Below are 20,572 nucleotides of genomic sequence, written 5' to 3'. Positions count from 1 at the left end.
CGTGAGACCGCGCCGAACGCGCAGCGGGCCCGCTGGAACGCGCCGGCGGGCCCGCTGAGGGAATCGTCGCTCAGGCGGCCATCGAGGCCATCATGGCCTCGCACTTCATGACCATGTCGTCGCACGCCATGGCGCAGTAGCGACACATGGCATCCATCTCGGCGTGCATCCGGCACTCGGCGGCGCAGGCCTTGCCCATGGTCATGCAGGCCATCATCATGGCCTTCATCACGTCCATGTCCATGCCGGCGGGGCGCATCATCATGTGCATCGTGGCGAGCGCCATCTCGGACATGTTCGAGCACATGGCGCAGCATCTGGCCATCTCGGCACCGGTCATCATGTCACTGCCGGCGCACATCGACGCGGCCATCGCGCAGGCGTTCATGGCCTGCATGCACTCCTGCATGGCATCCATATCCATGGTCATGCCCGCCGGCATGTCCATGGGCATCGACTTCATCATTTCCATCGTGTCCATCTCGGTCTCCCGTGTTCTCGTGGAAGGAACTGGCCTGTGTTACCGCATGTTACGGCAGGCACTCCGGCGGCGACATCGTCGTTCGCCATGTTTCTGCTGAATCGTCGGTACGCCCGGCCGGTCCGCGTGGTGGCGCGCGCGGCCCACGCTCACGCGCTGAGACGGCGATACCGGTCGAGCCGGCGAAGCCCCGCGGCATCCGGCCGGTCCGCGGGTGCCGCGGCGACCGTGCGAAGAGCACGGTCGGCCGCGACCGCGTCGAGGCGCAGGCCGATCGCGACGAGTTCGCCCGTGGGCGGGGGATCGGGCAGCGGGGTGACGTGGATCATGCGTCCGACCACGTTGACGAGGTATCCGCGTTCGCCGCGCGGTCCACGGATGCGCACGCGCCCCTTGAGGCGGTAGCAGCCCCGGGGCGGGGTCTCGAGCAGATCGAGCAGTGCTCCCGGTGCCACGGGCGCATCGAGGACGACCGTTGCGGCGCGGGCGTGCTCGTGTCCGCCGTGCGGTTCGTCGCGCATCAATGCGGCCAGCGGAAGCTCATCGGGCGGCTCGTCGCGTTGGGCGACGTCGAAGACCAGCGCCGGATCGATCCGGCCCGCCTCGGCGACCACCACCTCGACGTGCGGATTGCGCGCGTGTACGCGCTGGGTGATCCGTGAGAGCGTCGTCGCGCGTTCGCCCGGGGGCAGCAGGTCGACCTTGCCGATCACGACGAGGGTCGCCGCCGCGTAGCGCAGCGGCGGTTCGGGCCAGGCGTCGACGGTGCGGAAGTGCTCGACCGCGTCGATCACCTCGACGACGCCGCCGGGGCGTACGCGTTCGACGCCGCTGAAGCGGATCAGCCGGGCCAGGGCCGGCGGATCGGCGGCTCCGCTGGCTTCGACGACGATCGCATCCAGACGCAGGCGCGGGTGCGACAGCTTCTCGAGAGCGTCGTCGAGGCCGCCGGCGTCGGGGAGGCAGCACAGGCAGCCGCCCGAGATGCCCGCCGCCTCGTCGATCTGTCCCGACACGAGGGCGGCGTCGACGTTGAGCGCGCCGAAGTCGTTGACGACGACGCCGATGCGGGCGCCGGGCGCGCGCAGCAGGTGGTTCAGCAGCGAGGTCTTGCCGGCTCCGAGAAAGCCGGTGACGGCGATGACGGGGACGCGCTCAGAGGGTGACACGCGGACTCTCGCTCCCTCCGCTACGGTGTTGATGAGAATCGTTCTCAATAATCCCATTCTTCCAGGAGTCCTCATGCCGGATGCCGCCCAGCTCGCCCGCTTCACCACCGGACGCGGCTTCATCGCCGCTCTCGACCAGTCCGGCGGCAGCACGCCGAAGGCGCTCGCACTGTACGGCATCGACTCCGACCGCTACGACGGCGACGACGAGATGTTCGCCCTCATCCACGCGGCGCGCTCGCGCGTGGTGACCAGCCCCGTCTTCACCAGCGACCGCGTGCTCGGTGCGATCCTCTTCGAGGGCACCCTCGATCGCGACATCGAGGGGCGGCCGGCCGCGCACTACCTCTGGCACGAGAAAGGCATCGTCCCCCTGCTCAAGATCGACCGCGGGCTCTCGCCCGAGGCGCAGGGCGTGCAGCTGATGCGCGAGATCCCCGACCTCGACGCGCTCCTCGCGCGCGCGGCATCGGCGGGGATCTTCGGCACGAAGGAGCGCTCGCTCATCCTGCGGGCGGATGCCGAGGGGATCGAGGCCGTCGTCGCCCAGCAGATCGAGGTGGGCCGGCGCGTGATCGCCGCGGGTCTCGTGCCCATCCTCGAACCCGAGGTCGACATCCACGCCGCCGACAAGGCCGAGGCCGAGACGCTGCTGAAGACCGCTCTGCTCGCGCACCTCGACGCGCTGCCGGTCGACGCGACCGTCGCGGTCAAGGTGACGATCCCGACCGTCGACGACTTCTACGCCGACCTCATCGCCCACCCGCGCGTGGCGCGCGTGGTCGCCCTCTCGGGCGGATACGAGCGCGACGACGCCAACGAACGCCTCGCACGCAACCCGGGGCTGATCGCGAGCTTCAGTCGTGCACTGCTCGACGGACTCACCGTCGACCAGACGCCGGAGCAGTTCGACCGCACCCTGGATGCCACGATCGAGGGCATCTACCGGGCCTCGATCGCGTGAGATGCCCATGAGCACCACGGAGTCGACGTGGGTGTCCGACGCGCAGTACCGATCGATCCACGCGGGCCTGCGCGTCGTGGAGGCGTGGGGCGACGCCGAGCACGATCCCGAAGAGGCGCTCTCGCGTGCGCTGCGGGCGGAGGCCGATCCCGCCGACCTCGTGATCGGTCTGGCCACGCTCTCGCGCCTGCTGGCCCTCGAGCTGGCGGCTGCCGCCGGCGTCAGCGAGGCCGTCGTGCTCGCGCGCGTGCGAGCGGTCGTGGAGCGCCTGCAGCGCGAGTGAGGCCTCGCCTCAGCCGATGCGGATACTGCCCGTCGCGGAGTGCTCGCGCGGCATCCGGTCGCGGTTGTACGTGATGTCGGTGTAGCCGTGCGGGGTGGGGTGGCCGTCTTCGTCGACGCTCACGAAGACGATCCGCTCGATCGTCAGGATGCGCTTGCGCGTGATCATGTTGCGCACGACGGCGCGCATCGTCAGCGACGTACGGCCGAAGTGCGTCGCCGTCAGGCCCATCTCGACGAGGTCGCCCTGCACGGCCGACGCCTCGAAGTTGATCTCCGAGATGAGCTTGGTGACCACGCGGTAGTTGCCCAGCTGGATGATCGCGTAGATCGCCGCTTCCTCGTCGATCCAGCGCAGCAGGCTCCCACCGAACAGCGTGCCATTGGCGTTGAGGTCTTCGGGTTTCACCCACTTGCGGGTGTGGAAGTTGATGCCGTCTTCGGAGGGATGCCACTGGGTCGCCGTCACCCCGACCACGTTACGCCCGCACCGCCCCGCGTGCCGACCCCGCTACGCCGATCGCAGGGATGCGACGAACTCCAGCTTGTCCAAGACCGGCTCGGGCAGCACGAAAGGGTACAGATCGTTCTTCCCCATCGACCGGTTGATCATGTTGAGCGCGACCGACAGCGGCATCCAGACTCCCGTGACGAGGTCGCGGAAACGGGAGAACGCGTCGATTCCGGCGACGGTGGTCAGCCCGTACTCCGCGGCCGTCTCGATCGTGTCGGTGATGTGCAGGAAGTGCGCCCACGTCTCGGCGAAGTCCTCGTACGGATGCATCGTGGCGTACGTGGAGATGTAGCGCTGCTGCCACCCCGCGGGCGGGCCCTCGGAGTAATGGCGGTCGATCTCGGCCTGATAGTCGGTGCTCTCGTCGCCGAAGAGCTCCCGCGCCTCGGCGATGCGATCGGTTCCCTCCACGAGCACCCACTCGAAGTAGTGGCCGACCTCGTGGCGGAAGTGACCGAGCATCGTGCGGTACGGCTCGCCCAGCTGCTCCTGCACCTTCGTGCGGTGGGCGTCGTCGCTCTCGGCCAGATCGATCGTGATGACGCCCGCATCGTGACCGATCACGACGTTGTGCGCCACGCTCGACAGCAGGTCGAAGCACAGCCCCCGGTCGGGGTCCTCGGCCTTGCCCACCACCGTGAACCCGAGGCGGTCGAGCTCGACGAGCAGCCATCTCTTGGCGCGCTCGGCGACCGGGTACTGCGACAGCCCCTCGACGTCGGCGTCGTTCGGGCGCACGCGCGTGAGCTCGCACGACGAGCACTGCCCGCCCTCGAGCGCCGCGAGCCACGTGCACCCCGACAGTCCGAGGTTGCGGCACACGTGCCAGATCAGACCCGCGGAATCGACGTAGCGGCCGGCGGCGTCCACCGGCACGATGTCCGCCTCACCGCGCGAGAAGCCGAGGGCGGTGCCGCACGAGACGCAGACGGAGTTCTCGAAGTACAGGGCGTTGCCGCACACGCGGCATCGGAAAGCTTTCACGCGACGAGCCTGACAGAGACGTGAGCACGAGAGCCCGGGCTTGCGCTCGCGCCACGAACCCCTTCGGTTCAGCGGGTGGCGTACTCCTCGAGCGGCGCGACGTCGACCGACACCCGCAGCGTCGAACGCTTCGCCTCGGTGTAGATCACGCCCTTGACCGGTGTGACGTCGCCGTAGTCGCGTCCCCACGCCACCGTCACGTGGCGGTCGGCGATCCACTGGTCGTTGGTGGGGTCGAAGGCGAGCCACTGGTCGTCGCCCGGCAACCACACGGCGACCCACGCGTGCGAGGCATCGGCGCCCACGATGCGTTCCTTGCCGGGCGGCGGCTGCGTCGCGAGGTATCCGCTGACGTACCGGGCCGCGATGCCGTGGCCGCGCAGGCACGAAAGCGCCAGGTGCGCGAAGTCCTGACACACTCCCGCGCGCGTGCGCAGCACGTCGGGCACGGTGCTGGTGACCGTCGTGGCGGTGGAGTCGTAGTCGAAATCGGTCTTGATGCGGTGCATCAGATCGGTCACCGCCTCGCCGATCGGCCGCCCCGGGAGAAGGGATGCCGCGGCGTACGCCGTCGCCTCGGGAACCTGCAGCACCTTGGGGGAGGCAAGTGCGAAGTCGGCCGCCGCCCACGCGCCCGGCGTCTCGGGGTGCACGAGCGGGCGCGCGCGTTCCCACGGCTGCGCGAGTGCCGCCTCGCCGTAGCTCGGGGGCACCACCTCGACGTCGGTGCACGCGTCGATCGTGAGCCGCTGGTGGGGCTCGGTGACGTGGAAGTACGTCGCGGTGTTGCCGTACCCGTCGACGTGGCGGCTCGCGTGCGACGGTGCGGGATCGATGTCGACGTGGTGGTCGGCGGTGCGCTGCGTCGCCAGCGCGCGCGGAGTCAGGTGCGCGAGGCCGTAGCTGCCGCTCACGTCGGCGTCGTAGCCGTAGTCGGTGCGGTGTCGAACGCGATACCTCATGCGACCGCCCCCCTCTCCTCGGTGAGCGCGAGAGACGACAGCGCGCGCGGTTCGGGGGCGCGTACCCCGTGCACCGCGAGCACGGCGTCGGAGAGACGTTGCAGGCCCTGCGATGTCTCGGCGAGGAAGGCGACCAGGCCCGGGCGCACGCCGTTCTCTTGCGCGGTGAGCGCGCCGAGATCGACCTCGGCGACCGTCGCCCGCAGCTCCTCCATGAGTCGTTCGGGCCGGCTCGATCCGGTCGAGGCGGGGAGCGCGGCGATGTGGTCGGCGCCGCGGCGCAGCGAGAACGCGACCGAGCGCGGGTTGGCATCGTCGGTCAGGAGAAGCTCGAGCGCTCCGACGACGCGCACATCGCCCCGGTGGCGGCGACGATGGGTGATCGCGCTCTCGGCGCTCATCAGCACGCCTTCCAGCACGGCCCGGTCGGCGTCACGCCCGTAGGTGGTCGTCGCCGTCGCCTGCAGGAGCGTGCACAGCTGCAGCGCCCGCTCGAGGAAACGGCCGAGCTCGATCATGTGCCAGCCGGCGTCTTCGATCATGTTGGCCGTCACACCCTGCAGTGACAGCACCGCGGTGAGCATGCGGCCCGCGGCGTCGGGAACGCGGTGCGCGTGCGACGACCCGCGCAGAGCGGATGCCGCCCGCTCCACCGCCCCGAACACGCGCCACGTGTCGGGGGAGAGCTGATCGCGCACGCCCTCGAGCGCGTCGCGCAGGCGCGCGAAGGAGTGCGCGGCGGAACCCGGTCGGCCCGTGTCGAGCAGCATCGAGCGCAGTTCGGCGTCGGCGTCGCCGTCGGCCCGCCGCCCCGGCGACAGGCGCACGATCGCGTCCTGCAGCGCGCCGAGCACGACGCCGCCTGCGTCGCGCGAGGAGTAGTCGAGCTGTTCGGCGTACGCGCGGGTCGCCACCACCAGCCGCAGCATGTCTTCGGCGCGCTCGGCGTACCGCCCGGCCCAGAACATGTCGTCCAGCGCGCGCGGCGCGAGCATCGGCGTCGCGCGCGAGAGCGCGAGCGGCGCGACCTCGGCGACACCCTGATCGGGGTCGGACGCCGCAGCCTTCAGCACCCACACGTCTTTGGTGACCGGAGCCAAGCCCCCCACCCCGGCGAGGGTGGCGAGGCCGCCGACGAGGGGCCGGTAGGTGGAGCCGTCACGGATCGTGAACGAGCGCAGCACGACCTGACGCGGCACGGCGCCACCCGACGCGCTGTCCAGCGGTGCCCACGCGGGCGTCTGCGACAGGGGGAGCAGTCGGCGACCGGCGTAGCCGTGCGGCTCGGCGAGAATGCGTGCGCGCAGTTCGTCGGGGCCGAGGCCGGCGAGCTCGGCCGAACGGCCGTCGATGCGGCGCACGCTCAGCTCTGCGCTGCCCAGGCCCGCCAGGATCACCTCGAGCCCCTCGGGGTCGCCGCCCCACCAGCTCGGCACCGACGGCAGCCGCAGCTGCTCGCCGAGCAGGCGCTCGCACACCGCGGGCAGGAACGGCAGCAGACCGGGATTCTCCAAGACGCCCGCGCCGAGCGCGTTCACCACGCTCACGGTGCCCCGGCGCACCGCCTCGACCAGTCCCGGAAAGCCCAGGCGCGACCCGGCGCGCAGTTCGAGCGGGTCGGACCACTCGGCGTCCACGCGGCGCAGGATCACGTCGACGCGCTCGTCGGGTCGACGCTCCGGATAGCCCGGCGGTTTCATCCACACCGCGCCGTCGCGCATGAGCAGGTCGCCGCCCTGCACGAGTGGGAACCCGAGGACGTTGGCGAGGAAGGCCTGATCGTAAGCCGTCTCGGAGTGGGTTCCGGGAGAGAGCACGACGATGCGCGGATCGTCGACGCCCGCGGGAGCGGCGCGCAGCAAGGCCGAACGGAGCGTGGCGAAGTACGGCTCCATGCGGTGCAGCTCGGCCTCGCGGTACAGCTCGGGCAGCACGCGCGAGATGACGCGGCGGTTCTCCATCGCGAAGCCCAGGCCCGAGGGTGCCTGCACGCGATCGGCGAGCACGCACCACTCGCCCGCGGCGTCGCGGCCCAGATCTGCTCCCGACAGCAGCAGGTGATGTCGCTGGCCGGTGCCGACGAGGGGACGGAGGAACCCCGCGTGCGAGAACACGACGGATGCCGGGACCACCCCCTCGGAGAGCATGCGCTGCGCGCCGTAGAGGTCGTCCAGCAGAGCGCCCATCAGTTCCGCGCGCTGCGCGAGACCGACATCGAGCCGAGCCCACGTCGCGGCGTCGAGCACGAGCGGCATCGGATCGAGCCCCCAGGGCACGCTTCCGGCATCCGGATGCTCGTAGGTCACGCCGTCGTCGGCGAGGAGCATGGTGATCTCCTCGTCGATACGGCGCAGTTCGTCGCCGGTCAGGTCGTAGGCCGCCCCCGCCACCGCCCGCCACGAGGGGCGCAAGCCTCCCTCGGCGTCGATGACCTCGTCGAAGCGTTCCCCGCTCGCTCCCGTGAACGCCAGCGTGGGGGAGCGCACGAGCGCGGCGTAGTCGCGCAGCACACTCACTCGGGTGCCACCCGTCGCAGATCCAACGTGTGCGGGTACTCCTCCGACGCGGCGGCCCGACCCCGCTCGCGCATCGCCGCGATGTCGAGGCGCCCGGCGGTGTGACCGTGCGGTGCGAAGCGCGCGGCGCGGCGGGCCTCGGCCTCGTTGGCGTTGATCGGCGGGTGCTCGTAGGCGCGACCGCCGGGGTGCGCCACGTGATAGGTCGCGCCGCCGAGCGAGACGGCGGAGGGCATGTCGACGACGTCGAACACGAGGGGCGCGTGCACCTCGATCGTCGGATGCAGCGCAGACCAGGGCTGCCACGCGCGGTAGCGGACGCCGGCGTAGTACTCGCCCAGGCGCCCGGTGGATGTCAGAGGCACGGGTATACCCTGACACGTCACGAGGTGCCTCGACGGATCGATCCCCCGCACGCTCACCTGGATACGCTCCACCGAGGAGTCGACGTAGCGGGCGGTGCCGCCGGAGGTGGCCTCTTCGCCGAGCACGTGCCACGGCTCCACCGCCTGGCGCAGTTCCAGCTCGATGGGTCCCTGCGCGCCGGGCGCGAGACGCGCGAGACCGATGCGGGGGAAGCGGAACTCCACGAACGGGTCGAGCCACGACTGCTCGAAGCCGATGCCGGCATGCTGCAGGTCGCGCACGACCTCGGCGATGTCGTGCGCCGCGCCCTGGGGCAGCAGGAAGTCCTCGTGCAGGCGCGTGCCCCACCGGATGAGCGGTGCCCGCAGAGGGCGCTCCCAGAACATCGCCACCAGGCTGCGAACGAGCAGCGCCTGCACGAGGGCGAGCTGCGGGTGCGGCGGCATCTCGAACCCGCGCAGCTCCAGCAGCCCCAGCCGGCCGCGGCTGGAGTCGGGGCTGTACAGCTTGTCGATGCAGAACTCGGCGCGGTGCGTGTTGCCGGTGAGGTCGGTCAGCAGGTGCCGGAAAGCGCGGTCGACGATCCACGGCGAGGGCTCTTCGCCGAGCTCGGCGGCGCGCGCGGCGAGTCGGTGCACCTCGGCGAGGGCGATCTCCATCTCGTAGACGGCCTCGGGGCGTCCCTCGTCGAAGCGCGGCGCCTGGCTGGTCGGGCCGATGAAGCGCCCCGAGAACAGGTACGACAGCGACGGGTGCCGCTGCCAGTACGTGATGAGGCTCGCCAGCAGGTCAGGCCGGCGCACCAGCGGCGAATCGGCGGGCACGGTGCCGCCGAGGGTGATGTGGTTGCCGCCGCCGGTGCCGGTGTGCAGGCCGTCGACGTCGAACTTCTCCGTCGCCAGGCGGCTGAGGCGTGCCTGGGCGTAGAGGGTCTCGGTGAGCTGCCGCTGCTCGGCCCAGCTCGCGGTCGGCTGCACGTTCACCTCGATCACACCGGGGTCAGGCGTCACGACGAGCTGGCGGAGCCGCGCGTCGGGCGGCGGGGAGTACCCCTCGATCACGACCCGCACCCCGCTCTCGGCGGCGGCCCTCTCGATGAGAGCGAGCAGGTCGACGTAGGCCTCGAGGCTCGTCGTCGGGGGCAGGAAGACGTGCGTCCACCCGTCGCGGAACTCGAATGCCAGAGCGGTCGTCGGTGCGCCCTCCGCTTCCACCACCCGGGCGGTGCGGATGCCGGGTGTCACCGCGTCGACGGGGGCGAAGTACGACGGCTCACCGGGATCGTCGGGGTCGGTCCACGCGATCGCATCCAGCGGCAGACGCAGACCCACGGGGCTCGAACCGCCCGTCAGCACCAGCCGGCCCCGGCGGAAGCGCCACGCCGGGCTCGTCCATTCGTCGTGCGGACCCGGCTCGGTGACGAGGGGGAGCACCCAGCCCGCGGGCTCGGTCACCGCGGCATCCAGCCGTGCGACGTCCGGTTCCTCGGAATCGGGGCGGGCGCCCGCGGGAGCGCGCAGATCGGCGACGAACGCGGTCAGCGGGTCTTCGAACGCGGGGAGCAGCTGCGCGTCGGGAAGCGACAGCAGGCGCGTGACCGCGCGACCCAGCACCTCTGCGTGCGCCGGGCCCCCGGGATCTTCCGTCCCCGACCAGGGATCGGCGAGAAGGGCGGGCACATGCCAGAGCGCGGGACCGTCGGCGAGCCATTGCAGGGCGATGTTCCAGCGGGGGAGCGGCTCGCCGGGATACCACTTGCCCTGACCGCGGTGCACGACGCCGCCGAGGGCGTAGATCTCGCGCAGGCGTTCGGCGAGCGTGTTCGCGAGCTCGCGCTTGTGCGGACCGTCGGCATCCGTGCTCCACTGCGGTGTGGTGGCGCCGGTCTCATCGGCCGGGTGCAGGGCGACGAAGGTGGGTTCGCCGCCCATCGTCAGGCGCACGTCGCCCGCGCGCAGGCGCTCGTCGACGGCTTCTCCGAGCGCGTCGATCCGTGCCCACTGCTCGTCGGTGAGCGGGCGGGTGGTGCGCGGGTCTTCGTGGATGCGCGTGACCTCGTTGGCGAACGAGAAACGCACCTCGACGGGCTCGGTCACGCCCGAGATGGGGGCCGCCGACGACGGGTGCGGCGTCGCCGACAGGGGGATGTGGCCCTCGCCGGCGAAGAGCGCGCTCGTGGGGTCCATCCCCACCCACCCGGCGCCCGGGAGGAACACCTCGCACCACGCGTGCAGGTCGGTGAAGTCGGCGGCCGGTCCGCTGGGGCCGTCGAGCGAGGGCTGGTCGGCGGTGAGCTGCACGAGGTAGCCCGACACGAAGCGCGCGGCGAGGCCGTACTGGCGCAGCAGGCTCACCAGCAGCCACGCGCTGTCGCGGCAGGAGCCGATGGCGCGGGTCAGCGTCTCGTCGGGGCTCTGCACGCCGGGCTCCATGCGCACGCTGTACGCGACGTCGCGGTTGACCGCCGCGTTCAGCTCGGCGAGGAACTGCACGGTCGGCACGCCGTCGGCCGGGAGGTCGGGGCGCTCGGTGCGCCACCGCGCCGCGACCTCGCTGTGATCGACCGGGCGCAGGTACGGGGCGAGAGCGGACTGCAGGTCGGGTTCGTAGGTGAACGGGAAGCGTTCGGCGTACTCCTCGATGAAGAAGTCGAACGGGTTGATGACCATCATGTCGGCCACGAGTCCGACGGTGATGCGCAGGTGGTCGATCCTCTCGGGGAACACGATGCGCGCGATCCAATTGCCGAACGGGTCCTGCTGCCAGTTGATGAAGTGCTCCGCGGGGCTCACCTCGAGCGAGTAGGCCTCGATCGGGGTGCGCGAGTGCGGCGCGGGGCGCAACCTGACCAGGTGCGGACCCACCTTGACCGGGTGCGCGAACTCGTACGAGGTGTCGTGGCGCAGCGCCACCTTGATCGACATGGGTACAGCATCCCGCACGAGCGTTGCGGTGCCGTTACGCGCACGCTCCGCGCGAGGTGCTCGCGAGGCCTCTGCTGCCCTCCGCCGCGGTCGCGTCGCGCGATCGTCCTCCTCCGTTTCCCCGTTGGAAACCCCCTGCGTGACCCCCGGGGGCAGTTCCGACCATTGCCGCTCCTCATCGACGACGACAGACGCGAGGGAGAGACGACATGGGAGTCAAGACAGCGGTGACGGTGGGAATCGCCGGGGTGGCGGCGGTCGGGCTGGTAGCCCGAACGCTCGTGCGCGAGCGGGGGGATTCGGTCGGCGACGGGCGACACCCCGAGGGGTGGAAGGCGGTGACCATCCTCGGCGACCCGGAGGAATTCTCCGCCGGCGGCTACCCGGCGCCGCTCGAGCGGCTACGCGACGCCCTGGAGGTGCGGATCGACCCCGCCCCCGGCGACAAGGGCTTCGAGGTGCACGCCCGCGTACGCGACGGCGCGGACCTGCCCGACGACCCCGACCAGGCGCTGCGGACGGCCCTGCGCGACGCGAAGCAGCTGTTCGAGACGGGCGAGGTGCTGCGGGCCACGCCGCGGCCCCACGGGCACCGGTCGGTGAGCCTGCGGGGCGCCGTCGTCGACAAGGCCGAAGACGACGCGAAGGGCGAGGGTGTGCTGTGAAGGCTCTGTGCTGGACCGGGGTGAACAAGCTCGAGGTCGAGAGCGTCGACGATCCCGGCATCCTGAACGATCAGGACATCATCGTGCGGGTGCTGCTCACGACCACGTGCGGGTCGGATCTGCACCTGCTCGGCGGGTACGTGCCGACCATGCGCGCGGGAGACGTGCTGGGCCACGAGTTCATCGGCGAGGTGGTCGAGACCGGCTCCGCCGTGACGAAGCACCGCGTCGGCGACCGGGTGGTGGTGTGCTCGTTCATCAGCTGCGGGAAGTGCTGGTACTGCACGAACGAGCTGTACTCGCTGTGCGACAACGGCAACCCCGACGCCGGCATCCCCGAGATGCTGTGGGGCCAGGCGCCGGGCGGCTGCTACGGCTACTCGCACGCGCTGGGCGGATGGGCCGGCAGTCACGCCGAGTACATCCGCGTGCCCTACGCCGACCAGGGGGCCTTCACGGTGCCCGAGGGCGTGAGCAACGAGCGGGCGCTGTTCGCCTCGGATGCCGCGCCCACGGGCTGGATGGGAGCGGACCTGGGCGGCGTGCAGCCCGGTGACACGGTCGCCGTGTGGGGTGCCGGCGGCGTGGGCCAGATGGCCGCGCGCGGTGCGCTGCTGCTCGGCGCCGAACGCGTCATCGTCATCGACCGGTACCAGGAGCGCCTGACTCAGGTCGAACAGGTCATCGGCGCCGAGACGATGAACTACGAGACCAGCGAGGTGCTCGGCGAGCTGCGCGAGCTCACGGGCGGACGCGGCCCGGACGTGTGCATCGAGGCGGTCGGCATGGAGGCGCACTCGGACCGGATCGACTTCGCCTACGACCAGATCAAGCAGCAGCTGCGGCTGCAGACCGACCGGCCCACGGCCGTGCGCGAGGCGATCTTCGCGGCGCGCAAGGGCGGCAGCGTCTTCGTGCTCGGCGTCTTCGGCGGGTTCGTCGACAAGTTCCCGCTCGGCGCGGTCATGAACAAGGGCCTCACCCTGCGTTCCGCCCAGCAGCACGGGCACCGCTACATCCCCATGCTGCTGGAGCGGATGGCGCGCGACGAGATCGTCACCGAGCACCTGGCGACGCACATCCTGCCGCTGGACGAGGGCCCCGAGGGCTACGACATGTTCAAGGAGAAGACCGACGGCTGCGTGCGCGCGGTGTTCCAGCCCTGACTCCCCGCCGATGCCCCTCGCGCGCAGCCACGGGCGCCGGGGGAGCGGAGGCGGTGCGCCCGTGGCATCCATCCCCCCAGAGAAAGGCATCATCATGAAAGCTGTCGTCTATCAGGGCCCGCGCGACGTCCAGATCATCGACGTCCCCGACGCCCGCATCGAGCGGCCCACCGACGTGCTCGTGCGCATCACCACGACGAACATCTGCGGTTCCGACCTGCACATGTACGAGGGACGCACCGACTTCGAGACGGGCCGATGGTTCGGCCACGAGAACATGGGCCAGGTGATCGAGGTCGGCGACGGCGTCGACAAGGTCCAGGTCGGCGACTGGGTCGTCCTTCCCTTCAACGTCGCCTGCGGCCACTGCAAGAACTGCGAGCGGGGTCTCACCAATTACTGCCTGACCGCGCAGCCCAACCCCGCCTGGGCGGGAGCGGCGTACGGGTTCGCCGACATGGGCCCGTGGGCCGGTGGCCAGGCGGAGCTGCTGCGCGTGCCGTGGGGCGACTTCAACTGCCTGCGCCTGGGCGAGGATGCCGAACAGAAGCAGACCGACTACGTCATGCTCGCCGACATCTTCCCCACGGGCTATCACGCCACCGAGCTCGCGCACGTGAAGCCGGGCGATCAGACCGTCGTCTACGGCGCCGGCCCGGTCGGTGCGATGGCGGCCTACTCCGCGATCATCAAGGGCGCGAGCAAGGTGATGGTCGTCGACCGGCATCCCGATCGCCTGCGCCTGATCGAGGAGATCGGCGCCATTCCCATCGACGACTCGAAGGTCGACCCCGTCGAAGCGGTCACCGAGATGACGATGGGCCTGGGGGCCGACAACGGCTGCGAATGCGTGGGCTACCAGGCCCACGATCCGGGCGGGCAGGAGGATCCCACCCTCACCCTGAACCGCCTCGTGAAGTCGGTGCGTTTCACCGGCGAGATCGGGGTCGTCGGCGTGTACGTGCCGCAAGATCCTGGGGCGACGAACGACCTCGCCAAGCAGGGCAAGGTCGCGTTCGACTTCGGCGAGTTCTGGTTCCGCGGGCAGAAGCTCGGCAGCGGGCAGTGTCCGGTGAAGAAGTACAACCGGGCGCTGCGAGACCTCGTCGCGGGCGGGAAGGCCACGCCGTCGTGGATCGTCAGCCACGAGCTGGGTCTCGACGAGGCGCCGGACGCGTACGAGCATTTCGACAACCGCGACGAGGGATGGACGAAGGTCGTGCTGCACCCGGATGCCGCGACCGCGGCCGCCTGAGTCGGCCGCGGTTCCGAGACGGCGTCTTCCCCGCCCGTGCTGCGGCGCCGGCGGGGAAGACGCCGTGCGCGTGCCCGCCTGCGCGTGCCCGCCTGCGCGTGCCCGCCTGCGCGTGGGTGGGCGGTCACGAGGGTGTGGGCGGCGCGGGCGGATGTTCCGACCCGCGTGGGGGATACTCCCGCAGCGAGACTTCGCGCACGTCGAACAGCCCGCGACGCGCGCGCACCATGGTCACGCCTCGCCCGCGGAGGAGCTCGGCGTGTTCCGGCGTCAGCAACTCGTGGTCGGCCTTCTGCCAGCCGCCGTCGAGTGTGTACGTGTGGGTCACCGTGCGTGGTCTCGTCATGCTCACCCCCTCGCGGGGAAGGCTAATCCCGCCGTCCCCGCTTTCGTGGGGAATTTGCGTCCTCGTAACCTCCGTGTGCGCGGAGAGGTCATTGCCGGACCGAAGAGCGCAGCATTCAGCGAAAAGAGAAAAAACAGTCAGGCAACACACAGTATTCTTGGTCGGGTTCGCCTGCCCGAAGTGTTCTCCGCTGCCAAGAAGGCCTTTCTCATATGCCTCGAGCAATTCGCTCCTCGCCGACGGGGGAACGTTTCTCGCGAACTCGCGCGCGCCTCCTGCTCTTCGTGGCGATCGGCGTAGTCGCTTTCGTTCCGGTATCGGCGACGGCGGTCGTGACCGCTTCGACGCCGAACGCCCGGACGGCGGTCGCCGCCGAGCTCTCCGCCACGTCAGGAGAGGTGGGCGACCCGATCGCGCTCGATCTCGACGTGGTCGGCGGCGACGATCTCTACGCCGCCACGATCCGGCTTCGCTACGACGCCGCAAAGGTCGCGGTCGACCCCGACCGGGTGGTTTCGGACTTCCCCGGGATGTTCAGCCTCTCGGGCGCGCAGGGAACACTCGACTTCAGCGTCACCCGTCTCGGAACCTCCAGCGGAAAGGCCGGCGAGCTGTCCCTCGGCTCGATCGGATTCGTGGCCACCGGCGCCGGCGAGTCCCGCATCCGCGTCGAGCAGGTGACGATCATCGACTCGGGACTCGGACGCACCACGAGCAGCCCCGCCATCGATCTGACGTACACGGCCTCTCTCGCTTCGCAGCCCTCGGCGGCGCCATCGTCTCCGACGGGCGGTTCCACCGATGACACCGGGAGCGCCGGCGCACCCCCCGTCTCGGTGACCGGTTACGGATCGGGCGTCTCGCGAGCGGGCGACGCGGTCGTCGACAGCGGTCCAGCGCCCCAGTCCTCAGCCGCCCCGACCCACACCGCCGTGAAGATCGCCGCCTCCTCACCGTCGCCGCGGGTGGGTGAGAAGATCACCGTCACCGTCTCGGGGCTCCCGGTGAACACCGCCCACCGAGTCGAACTGCATTCCGATCCTCTGCTGCTCGGCGAGCCGGTGACGGACGACGTCGGCTCGTTCGTCCTCGACACGACCATCCCGGCGACCGCCCCGCTCGGTGAGCATGAGATCGTCGTGGTCCGCGGCGGCATCCCGGTCGCCTCGCTCCCGGTGCGCATCATGCCGGCGCAGGCGTCGACACCCGCACCGACCGCCACGGCCCCGTCGGCGACGGATGACGACACCGGCGGCACCGGGGGTGCGACCGAGACCACCGCGGCGTCGGCGTCGTCCTCGTCGTCCTGGGTGTGGGGCGTCGGGGCGCTCCTCGCCGTCACAGCCCTTCTCGCCGCCGGGGCGATGACGGCCAGGGCACGCCGAGCGCGTCGCTCGGCCCGCGATGACGGAAACCCCGCATGATCGCCCGCGCCTCGGCTGCCCTCACCATCACGACGAAAGGAAGATCCGTGAAGACGGGTGCGATGATCACGACGACGCTGGCGGCGCTGGTCTCGGCGGCGCTCCTCCTGGGCACCGCTGCACCCGCTCAGGCCTCCGACACCTCGGTCGGTTACCTGGCCCCCGACTTTCAGCGGGGGGAGTTGACCGGCGACCACAAGATCGACGAAGACGACCTGTCACTGCTCATGGCCGCCCTCGGCCGGCAGACCGGTGAGCCCGGGTGGGTGGTCGTCGCACCCGCCGACGCCGACCGGGACGGCGTCATCACCGTGTTCGACGTCGCGGCGCTCTCACGGCAGTACGTCTACGACGACGACACGTTCGAGCTGCTGGAGGCCGACGTCGTGTCGATGCAGAAGGCGATGACGGCCGGTGTGCTCACCTCGCAGCAGCTGACGGCCGAGTACCTCCGCCGCATCGCCGCCTACGACCGGACAGAGGGCCTCGACAGTCGCGAGCCGAAGGCGGCACTCGAATCCCTCATCGCCACCAATCCCACGGCGATGGCCGAGGCCGCCGCCCTCGACGCGGAACGGGCCGCCACCGGACCGCGGAGCATCCTCCACGGCATCCCCGTGATCGCGAAAGACAACATCAACCTCGCCGGTATCGCCACCACGTCCGGCTGCGGGTGTCTGCGCGACAACGTGACCGCGACCGATGCCACGACCATCCAGCGGCTGAGGAGCATGGGCGCGATCGTCATCGCCAAAGCCAACCTCTCGGAGTTCGCGGAGTCGACGATCTTCTCGACCAGCGCCTACGGAACGACACGAAACGCCTACAACCTCGCGTACATCCCGGGCGGTTCGAGCGGAGGAACCGGCGCTTCGATCTCGGCGAACCTGGGCGCCGTCGGTCTGGGCACCGACACCGGCGGCTCGGTTCGCGTCCCCTCGTCGTTCAATTCCCTCGTCGGCATCCGGCCCACCGTCGGGCTCGTCAGCCGCGAAGGCGTCTTTCCTCTCGACGAGTACCGCGACACCGTCGGGCCGATGACGCGGACCGTCTCCGACGCCGCGCTGACACTGGACGCGCTGGCAGGGTCCGACCCGGCCGACCCCGTGACCGCGTCGGCGGACGCCCGCAAGCCCGACTCGTACGCACGTGCACTCGACCCCCTCGCTCTGCGGGGGGCACGCCTGGGCTACCTGTCCGACCGCGGGCCCGACGATGCGCAGGCCGGCGACTTCCAGCTGGTCGCCGCTGCGCGCGCCGACCTCGAAGCCGCGGGCGCAACGGTCGTCGACATCGGTGAGCTCGGCCCCATCAACGGCGGCGCCCTGGAGCAGGTGCACGGCAGCCGGTCGTTCGCGCACGACGCGGACGTGTACCTCGACACCTTCTACAAGCCGGGATACACGTTCGCCGACTTGGCACAGAAGGTCACCGACGCCGAGAAGGCGGGCACCCCCATCTCGAGTCTGCCGGCGTCGACCGTCCGCGAGTGGGCGTCGACGACGCCGGAGGAGAGACAGGAGTACACCGCCATGTTCCTCGCCGGTCAGAAAGCATTGCAGGAGCGTCTCGACCAGTTGATGCAGCAGAACGACCTGGACGCTCTCATCTACCCCTCGACCGGGGATCGCGATCCGGAGCTCCTGGCGGGGTATAACAACTTCCTCAGTGCGTTCAGCGGGTACCCGGCCGTCTCGGTGCCGATGGGCTACGCCGATATCGTCGTCAGCCAGGGCACCATCCCGGACTTCCCCCGCGGGCTGGAATTCCTCGCCGAGCCCTACGCGGAAGAGAAGCTCATCGGCCTCGCCTACGCGTACGAACAGCAGACGCATCACCGCCGGCAGACGGCGCTGTTCCCCGATCTGCCGTGACCGACGGCGCGTGGTCGCTATAAGTTCGGAGCCTCGCGCATCATCTGCTTCAGCTCGGCGATCTCGGCGCGTAGCGACTCGACCTGCGTCTCGGTCGCGGCCGAGGCCTCCTCGGCCTCGACGGACACCCGCTGGACGATCCACGCGGCGAGGGTCGCCGTGACCACGCCGATGAGGGCGAGGCCGCCCACCATCAGACCCACCGCCACGACACGACCGGTGATGGTGACGGGGTAGTAGTCGCCGTAGCCGACCGTCGTGATGGTCTCGAACGCCCACCACACGGCATCGCCGAAGCTCGAGATGGGCCCCCCGCTTCCGCGTTCCGCGTCGTACACCGCGAGCGCGGCGACGAAGACCGTCAAAGCCGTCGCGCCCACCGTGAACGCCGCGACGCGTCCTCTCAGCATCGAGCCGGTGTTGCGCTGGATGAGCGCGATGATCGTGAAGAAGCGCATCAGCCGGAGGGGGCGGAAGATGGGGAGCGCGACGATGGCGAGGTCGAGCAGGTGGTGCCAGAACCACCGCCAGCGGTGGCGCGTGATGACCAGTCGCACGACGTAGTCCACGACGAAGACCACCCATGTCGCCTTCAGCACCACCTCGGACGTCATCTCGACGAGGCCCTCCGGGGTCGCGAGGATCTGGGCGGCGTACGCGGCCAGAAAGATCAGCGCCGCGATCACGAGCGGCCATTCGGCCGCCCGCTCCCAGCGGGCGAGGCGTTCTCCGTACATGCGCTGATTATCGCGGGAGCAGGGACGCCCTGCACGCCCGGTCGTGGGATGAGATCAGTCGTCGGGGCGTTCGAGGCCGCGCGCGCGGATCTCTTCGAGGTCGAGGCCGGCGAGGATGCGCCGCGCGACGAGATCGTCGATCGTGCCCTCGCGTCGCAGGCGCAGCAGCACCTCGCGCTTGCGGTCGAGCACCGCCAGACGCAGCCGCGTCGCTTCTCTGTGCCGCAGCAGCGGGGAGCGTTGGGTGAGGTCGATGTCGTCGCTGACGGCGAGCATCTCGAGACCGCCACCGGCGAGGGCACGGTCGGCGGAGGACTCGCCGGCGGGAACGTCGCTGCGAGAGGTGCCGCCGTCGAGGGCGCCGCGGTGCAGGGAGCTGCCGCCCGGGGCGCTCGCGCCGTGCCCGTCGAGCGGCGCGGCATCGCCACCACGGCGCGAACGCTCGTCGCCGACGGCCGGCCCGGGTGGTACCGGACCCATCGACGAGGAGTCGTCGCGCGACGCGTCGAGCTCGTCGAGGTCACGTTCTTCCGCGGCGCGCTGGCGGGCGACGGCGCGGGCATTCGCGAGTTCGAGTCGTTCGTACCCCTCGCGCCGTGCGCGGTCGCGCACACGGTCGCTGATGCCGTGCTCGAGGGCGAGGTCGTCGAGGGCGGCGAGTGCGGCCCCCGAGATCGTCCGCTCAGCGAGTTCGTACTCCTCGATCGCGGCGTCGTCGCGGGGCAGCTTCGCCCACCGGATCACGGCGGGAAGAAGCGGGCCCTGTACCAGCAGCGTGAGGACGATGACACCCGCCGTGACGAAGACGATGGCATCGCGCCCCGGCACCGCGTCGCCGGTGGCCGTCATGGTCGGCACCGACAGCGCGATCGCCAGCGACACCGCGCCGCGGAAGCCCGCCACCGTACTCACCATTCGTGAGCGGTGCCGCAACGACCGCGACGAGCCCGCAGCCGGGCGCGAGAACGGAGAGAAAAGCCACTGGAAGAGGTAGCGCACCACGAACAGCACCGCCCACGCGGCCACGGTGATGAGCAGCAGGATGCCGATCTCCGACGGCGATATCTCGTGGAGCACCAGTTGCACCTCGAGGCCGATCAACACGAACAGGGCGCCGTTGAGCAGGTAGACGCCGAAGGGCCAGGTGGCGTCGGCGGCGCGCCGAGAGATCGCGGTGGTGATGCGCGGCGACACCCACGCGACGATGAGCCCGGCGAACACGACCGCGAGCACGCCGGATGCGTCGATGAGTTCGGCGATGAGGAACGCCACGAAGGGCACGAGCACGAGCGTGAGATTGATCGTCAGGGTCGACCGCATGCGCCGGAGGGCGAAGAACGCCAGCGCCGCGACCGCGATGCCCGCGGTCGCGCCGCCCACGTACGACACCAGCACCATGCCCGTGATCTGCAGCGGTGTGATGCGATCGCCCAGCAGCAGCGCCACCGCGATCGCGTACAGCACGAGCGCCGTACCGTCGTTGGTGAGGCTCTCTGCCTTCAGCTTCATGAACGTCTTGGGTGGCAGCAGGCGCCCCAGCGCCGCGACCGCGGTGGCGTCGGGCGGTGCGACCGCGGCCCCCAGCACGAGCGCGGCCTCCCACGGGATGCCCATCCAGGTGGCGACCCCCGCCACGGCGAAGGCCGACGCCACGACGAGCAGCGTGCTCATCGGCACGATGTAGCGCAACGACCGGCGCACCGAGCGCAGCGACGTGGTCCATGCCTCGCGGAAGAGCATGACCGGGAGGAACAGCAACAGCACCGTCTCGGGCGGCAGCTCGATGCTGCGCAGTGCCGGGACGAAGCCCAGGGCCAACCCGATGACCAGCAGCACCAGCGGCGTCGCGACGCGCAGGCGCGGTGCGAGGACCGTGCCGACGAGGATCGCCACCCCCAGCAGAACCGTGATCTCGAGTCCGTGCATGTTCTCCGCCTTCCGCC

The 20,572-nt window shown here is 70.6% G+C and carries 17 protein-coding genes; 7 read left to right on the top strand and 10 right to left on the bottom strand.

The window, feature by feature from the left end; genetic code table 11:
* Positions 1–70 precede the first annotated feature (70 nt).
* A complete protein-coding gene (locus QE412_RS05875; RefSeq protein ID WP_307481161.1) occupies positions 71–481 on the bottom strand; it encodes an aldehyde dehydrogenase in 411 nt (136 codons plus the stop codon).
* A 149-nt stretch (positions 482–630) separates the two neighbouring features.
* On the bottom strand, positions 631–1,650 hold the full coding sequence (locus QE412_RS05870; RefSeq protein ID WP_307481159.1) for a CobW family GTP-binding protein: 1,020 nt from the start codon (positions 1,648–1,650) through the stop codon (positions 631–633).
* Positions 1,651–1,681: 31 nt separating this feature from the next.
* On the opposite strand from QE412_RS05870, the gene QE412_RS05865 reads away from it, so the two are divergent.
* The gene (locus QE412_RS05865; RefSeq protein WP_307481157.1) at positions 1,682–2,614 is read left to right on the top strand and encodes a fructose bisphosphate aldolase; all 933 of its coding nucleotides are present in this window, start codon (positions 1,682–1,684) and stop codon (positions 2,612–2,614) included.
* Positions 2,615–2,621: 7 nt separating this feature from the next.
* Entirely contained in the window at positions 2,622–2,897 is a 276-nt protein-coding gene (locus QE412_RS05860; protein WP_307481155.1) for a hypothetical protein, read from the top strand.
* A gap of 9 nt (positions 2,898–2,906) precedes the next feature.
* On the opposite strand, the gene QE412_RS05855 is transcribed toward QE412_RS05860, so the two are convergent.
* The 5 genes from QE412_RS05855 to QE412_RS05835 form a co-directional block, all read right to left on the bottom strand.
* Positions 2,907–3,365: an acyl-CoA thioesterase gene (locus QE412_RS05855; protein ID WP_307481154.1), complete on the bottom strand. Its 459-nt coding sequence runs from the start codon at positions 3,363–3,365 to the stop codon at positions 2,907–2,909.
* A gap of 42 nt (positions 3,366–3,407) precedes the next feature.
* Entirely contained in the window at positions 3,408–4,394 is a 987-nt protein-coding gene (locus QE412_RS05850) for a zinc-binding metallopeptidase family protein (protein ID WP_307481152.1), read from the bottom strand.
* A gap of 68 nt (positions 4,395–4,462) precedes the next feature.
* Entirely contained in the window at positions 4,463–5,356 is an 894-nt protein-coding gene (locus QE412_RS05845; RefSeq protein WP_307481150.1) for a transglutaminase family protein, read from the bottom strand.
* Positions 5,353–7,872 carry a circularly permuted type 2 ATP-grasp protein gene (locus QE412_RS05840; RefSeq protein WP_307481148.1) on the bottom strand — a complete coding sequence of 840 codons (2,520 nt, stop codon included), beginning with the start codon at positions 7,870–7,872 and terminating at the stop codon, positions 5,353–5,355. Before QE412_RS05840 ends, QE412_RS05845 begins: the two co-directional genes overlap by 4 nt.
* Positions 7,869–11,162 (bottom strand): transglutaminase family protein, encoded by a 3,294-nt coding sequence (locus QE412_RS05835; RefSeq protein ID WP_307481146.1) that lies wholly within the window; start codon positions 11,160–11,162, stop codon positions 7,869–7,871. The genes QE412_RS05840 and QE412_RS05835 overlap by 4 nt, the downstream gene beginning before the upstream one ends.
* 209 nt (positions 11,163–11,371) lie before the next feature.
* On the opposite strand from QE412_RS05835, the gene QE412_RS05830 reads away from it, so the two are divergent.
* The 3 genes from QE412_RS05830 (at position 11,372) to QE412_RS05820 (ending at position 14,248) form a co-directional block, all read left to right on the top strand.
* Entirely contained in the window at positions 11,372–11,827 is a 456-nt protein-coding gene (locus tag QE412_RS05830; protein ID WP_307481144.1) for a hypothetical protein, read from the top strand.
* Positions 11,824–12,993 carry a zinc-dependent alcohol dehydrogenase gene (locus tag QE412_RS05825; protein WP_307481142.1) on the top strand — a complete coding sequence of 390 codons (1,170 nt, stop codon included), beginning with the start codon at positions 11,824–11,826 and terminating at the stop codon, positions 12,991–12,993. The genes QE412_RS05830 and QE412_RS05825 overlap by 4 nt, the downstream gene beginning before the upstream one ends.
* 94 nt (positions 12,994–13,087) lie before the next feature.
* On the top strand, positions 13,088–14,248 hold the full coding sequence (locus tag QE412_RS05820; protein ID WP_307481140.1) for a glutathione-independent formaldehyde dehydrogenase: 1,161 nt from the start codon (positions 13,088–13,090) through the stop codon (positions 14,246–14,248).
* Between the two features lie 124 nt (positions 14,249–14,372).
* Here QE412_RS05820 and QE412_RS05815 read toward each other — a convergent pair whose 3' ends face one another.
* Positions 14,373–14,594 (bottom strand): alternative tryptophan synthase beta-subunit, encoded by a 222-nt coding sequence (locus QE412_RS05815; protein WP_307481139.1) that lies wholly within the window; start codon positions 14,592–14,594, stop codon positions 14,373–14,375.
* Positions 14,595–14,926: 332 nt separating this feature from the next.
* Between QE412_RS05815 and QE412_RS05810 the strand changes: the two genes are divergently transcribed.
* Positions 14,927–16,018 (top strand): cohesin domain-containing protein, encoded by a 1,092-nt coding sequence (locus QE412_RS05810; RefSeq protein ID WP_307481137.1) that lies wholly within the window; start codon positions 14,927–14,929, stop codon positions 16,016–16,018.
* On the top strand, positions 16,015–17,892 hold the full coding sequence (locus tag QE412_RS05805) for an amidase family protein (RefSeq protein ID WP_307481135.1): 1,878 nt from the start codon (positions 16,015–16,017) through the stop codon (positions 17,890–17,892). Before QE412_RS05810 ends, QE412_RS05805 begins: the two co-directional genes overlap by 4 nt.
* Before the next feature lie 17 nt (positions 17,893–17,909).
* On the opposite strand, the gene QE412_RS05800 is transcribed toward QE412_RS05805, so the two are convergent.
* Both QE412_RS05800 and QE412_RS05795 read right to left on the bottom strand, forming a co-directional pair.
* Positions 17,910–18,629 carry a potassium channel family protein gene (locus QE412_RS05800; protein WP_307481133.1) on the bottom strand — a complete coding sequence of 240 codons (720 nt, stop codon included), beginning with the start codon at positions 18,627–18,629 and terminating at the stop codon, positions 17,910–17,912.
* A 54-nt stretch (positions 18,630–18,683) separates the two neighbouring features.
* Positions 18,684–20,555, bottom strand: a complete 1,872-nt coding sequence (locus QE412_RS05795; RefSeq protein WP_307481132.1) for a Na+/H+ antiporter — start codon at positions 20,553–20,555, stop codon at positions 18,684–18,686.
* Positions 20,556–20,572: the final 17 nt, after the last annotated feature.

Source organism: Microbacterium trichothecenolyticum (assembly GCF_030818955.1).
In the GTDB taxonomy this organism is placed as follows: Bacteria; Actinomycetota; Actinomycetes; order Actinomycetales; family Microbacteriaceae; genus Microbacterium; species Microbacterium trichothecenolyticum_B.
Note: the sequence above shows the minus strand (reverse complement) of the source record. Positions and strands in the feature narration are given on the sequence as shown.

Excerpts from the sequence above, each read along its gene's own strand:
- QE412_RS05875 (WP_307481161.1), bottom strand. The coding sequence starts at position 481 with ATGGACACGATGGAAATGATGAAGTCGATGCCCATGGACATGCCGGCG.
- QE412_RS05865 (WP_307481157.1), top strand. The coding sequence starts at position 1,682 with ATGAGAATCGTTCTCAATAATCCCATTCTTCCAGGAGTCCTCATGCCG.
- QE412_RS05860 (WP_307481155.1), top strand. The coding sequence starts at position 2,622 with ATGAGCACCACGGAGTCGACGTGGGTGTCCGACGCGCAGTACCGATCG.
- QE412_RS05845 (WP_307481150.1), bottom strand. The coding sequence starts at position 5,356 with ATGAGGTATCGCGTTCGACACCGCACCGACTACGGCTACGACGCCGAC.
- QE412_RS05835 (WP_307481146.1), bottom strand. The coding sequence starts at position 11,162 with ATGTCGATCAAGGTGGCGCTGCGCCACGACACCTCGTACGAGTTCGCG.
- QE412_RS05830 (WP_307481144.1), top strand. The coding sequence starts at position 11,372 with ATGGGAGTCAAGACAGCGGTGACGGTGGGAATCGCCGGGGTGGCGGCG.
- QE412_RS05820 (WP_307481140.1), top strand. The coding sequence starts at position 13,088 with ATGAAAGCTGTCGTCTATCAGGGCCCGCGCGACGTCCAGATCATCGAC.
- QE412_RS05815 (WP_307481139.1), bottom strand. The coding sequence starts at position 14,594 with ATGACGAGACCACGCACGGTGACCCACACGTACACACTCGACGGCGGC.
- QE412_RS05805 (WP_307481135.1), top strand. The coding sequence starts at position 16,015 with ATGATCGCCCGCGCCTCGGCTGCCCTCACCATCACGACGAAAGGAAGA.
- QE412_RS05800 (WP_307481133.1), bottom strand. The coding sequence starts at position 18,629 with ATGTACGGAGAACGCCTCGCCCGCTGGGAGCGGGCGGCCGAATGGCCG.
- QE412_RS05795 (WP_307481132.1), bottom strand. The coding sequence starts at position 20,555 with ATGCACGGACTCGAGATCACGGTTCTGCTGGGGGTGGCGATCCTCGTC.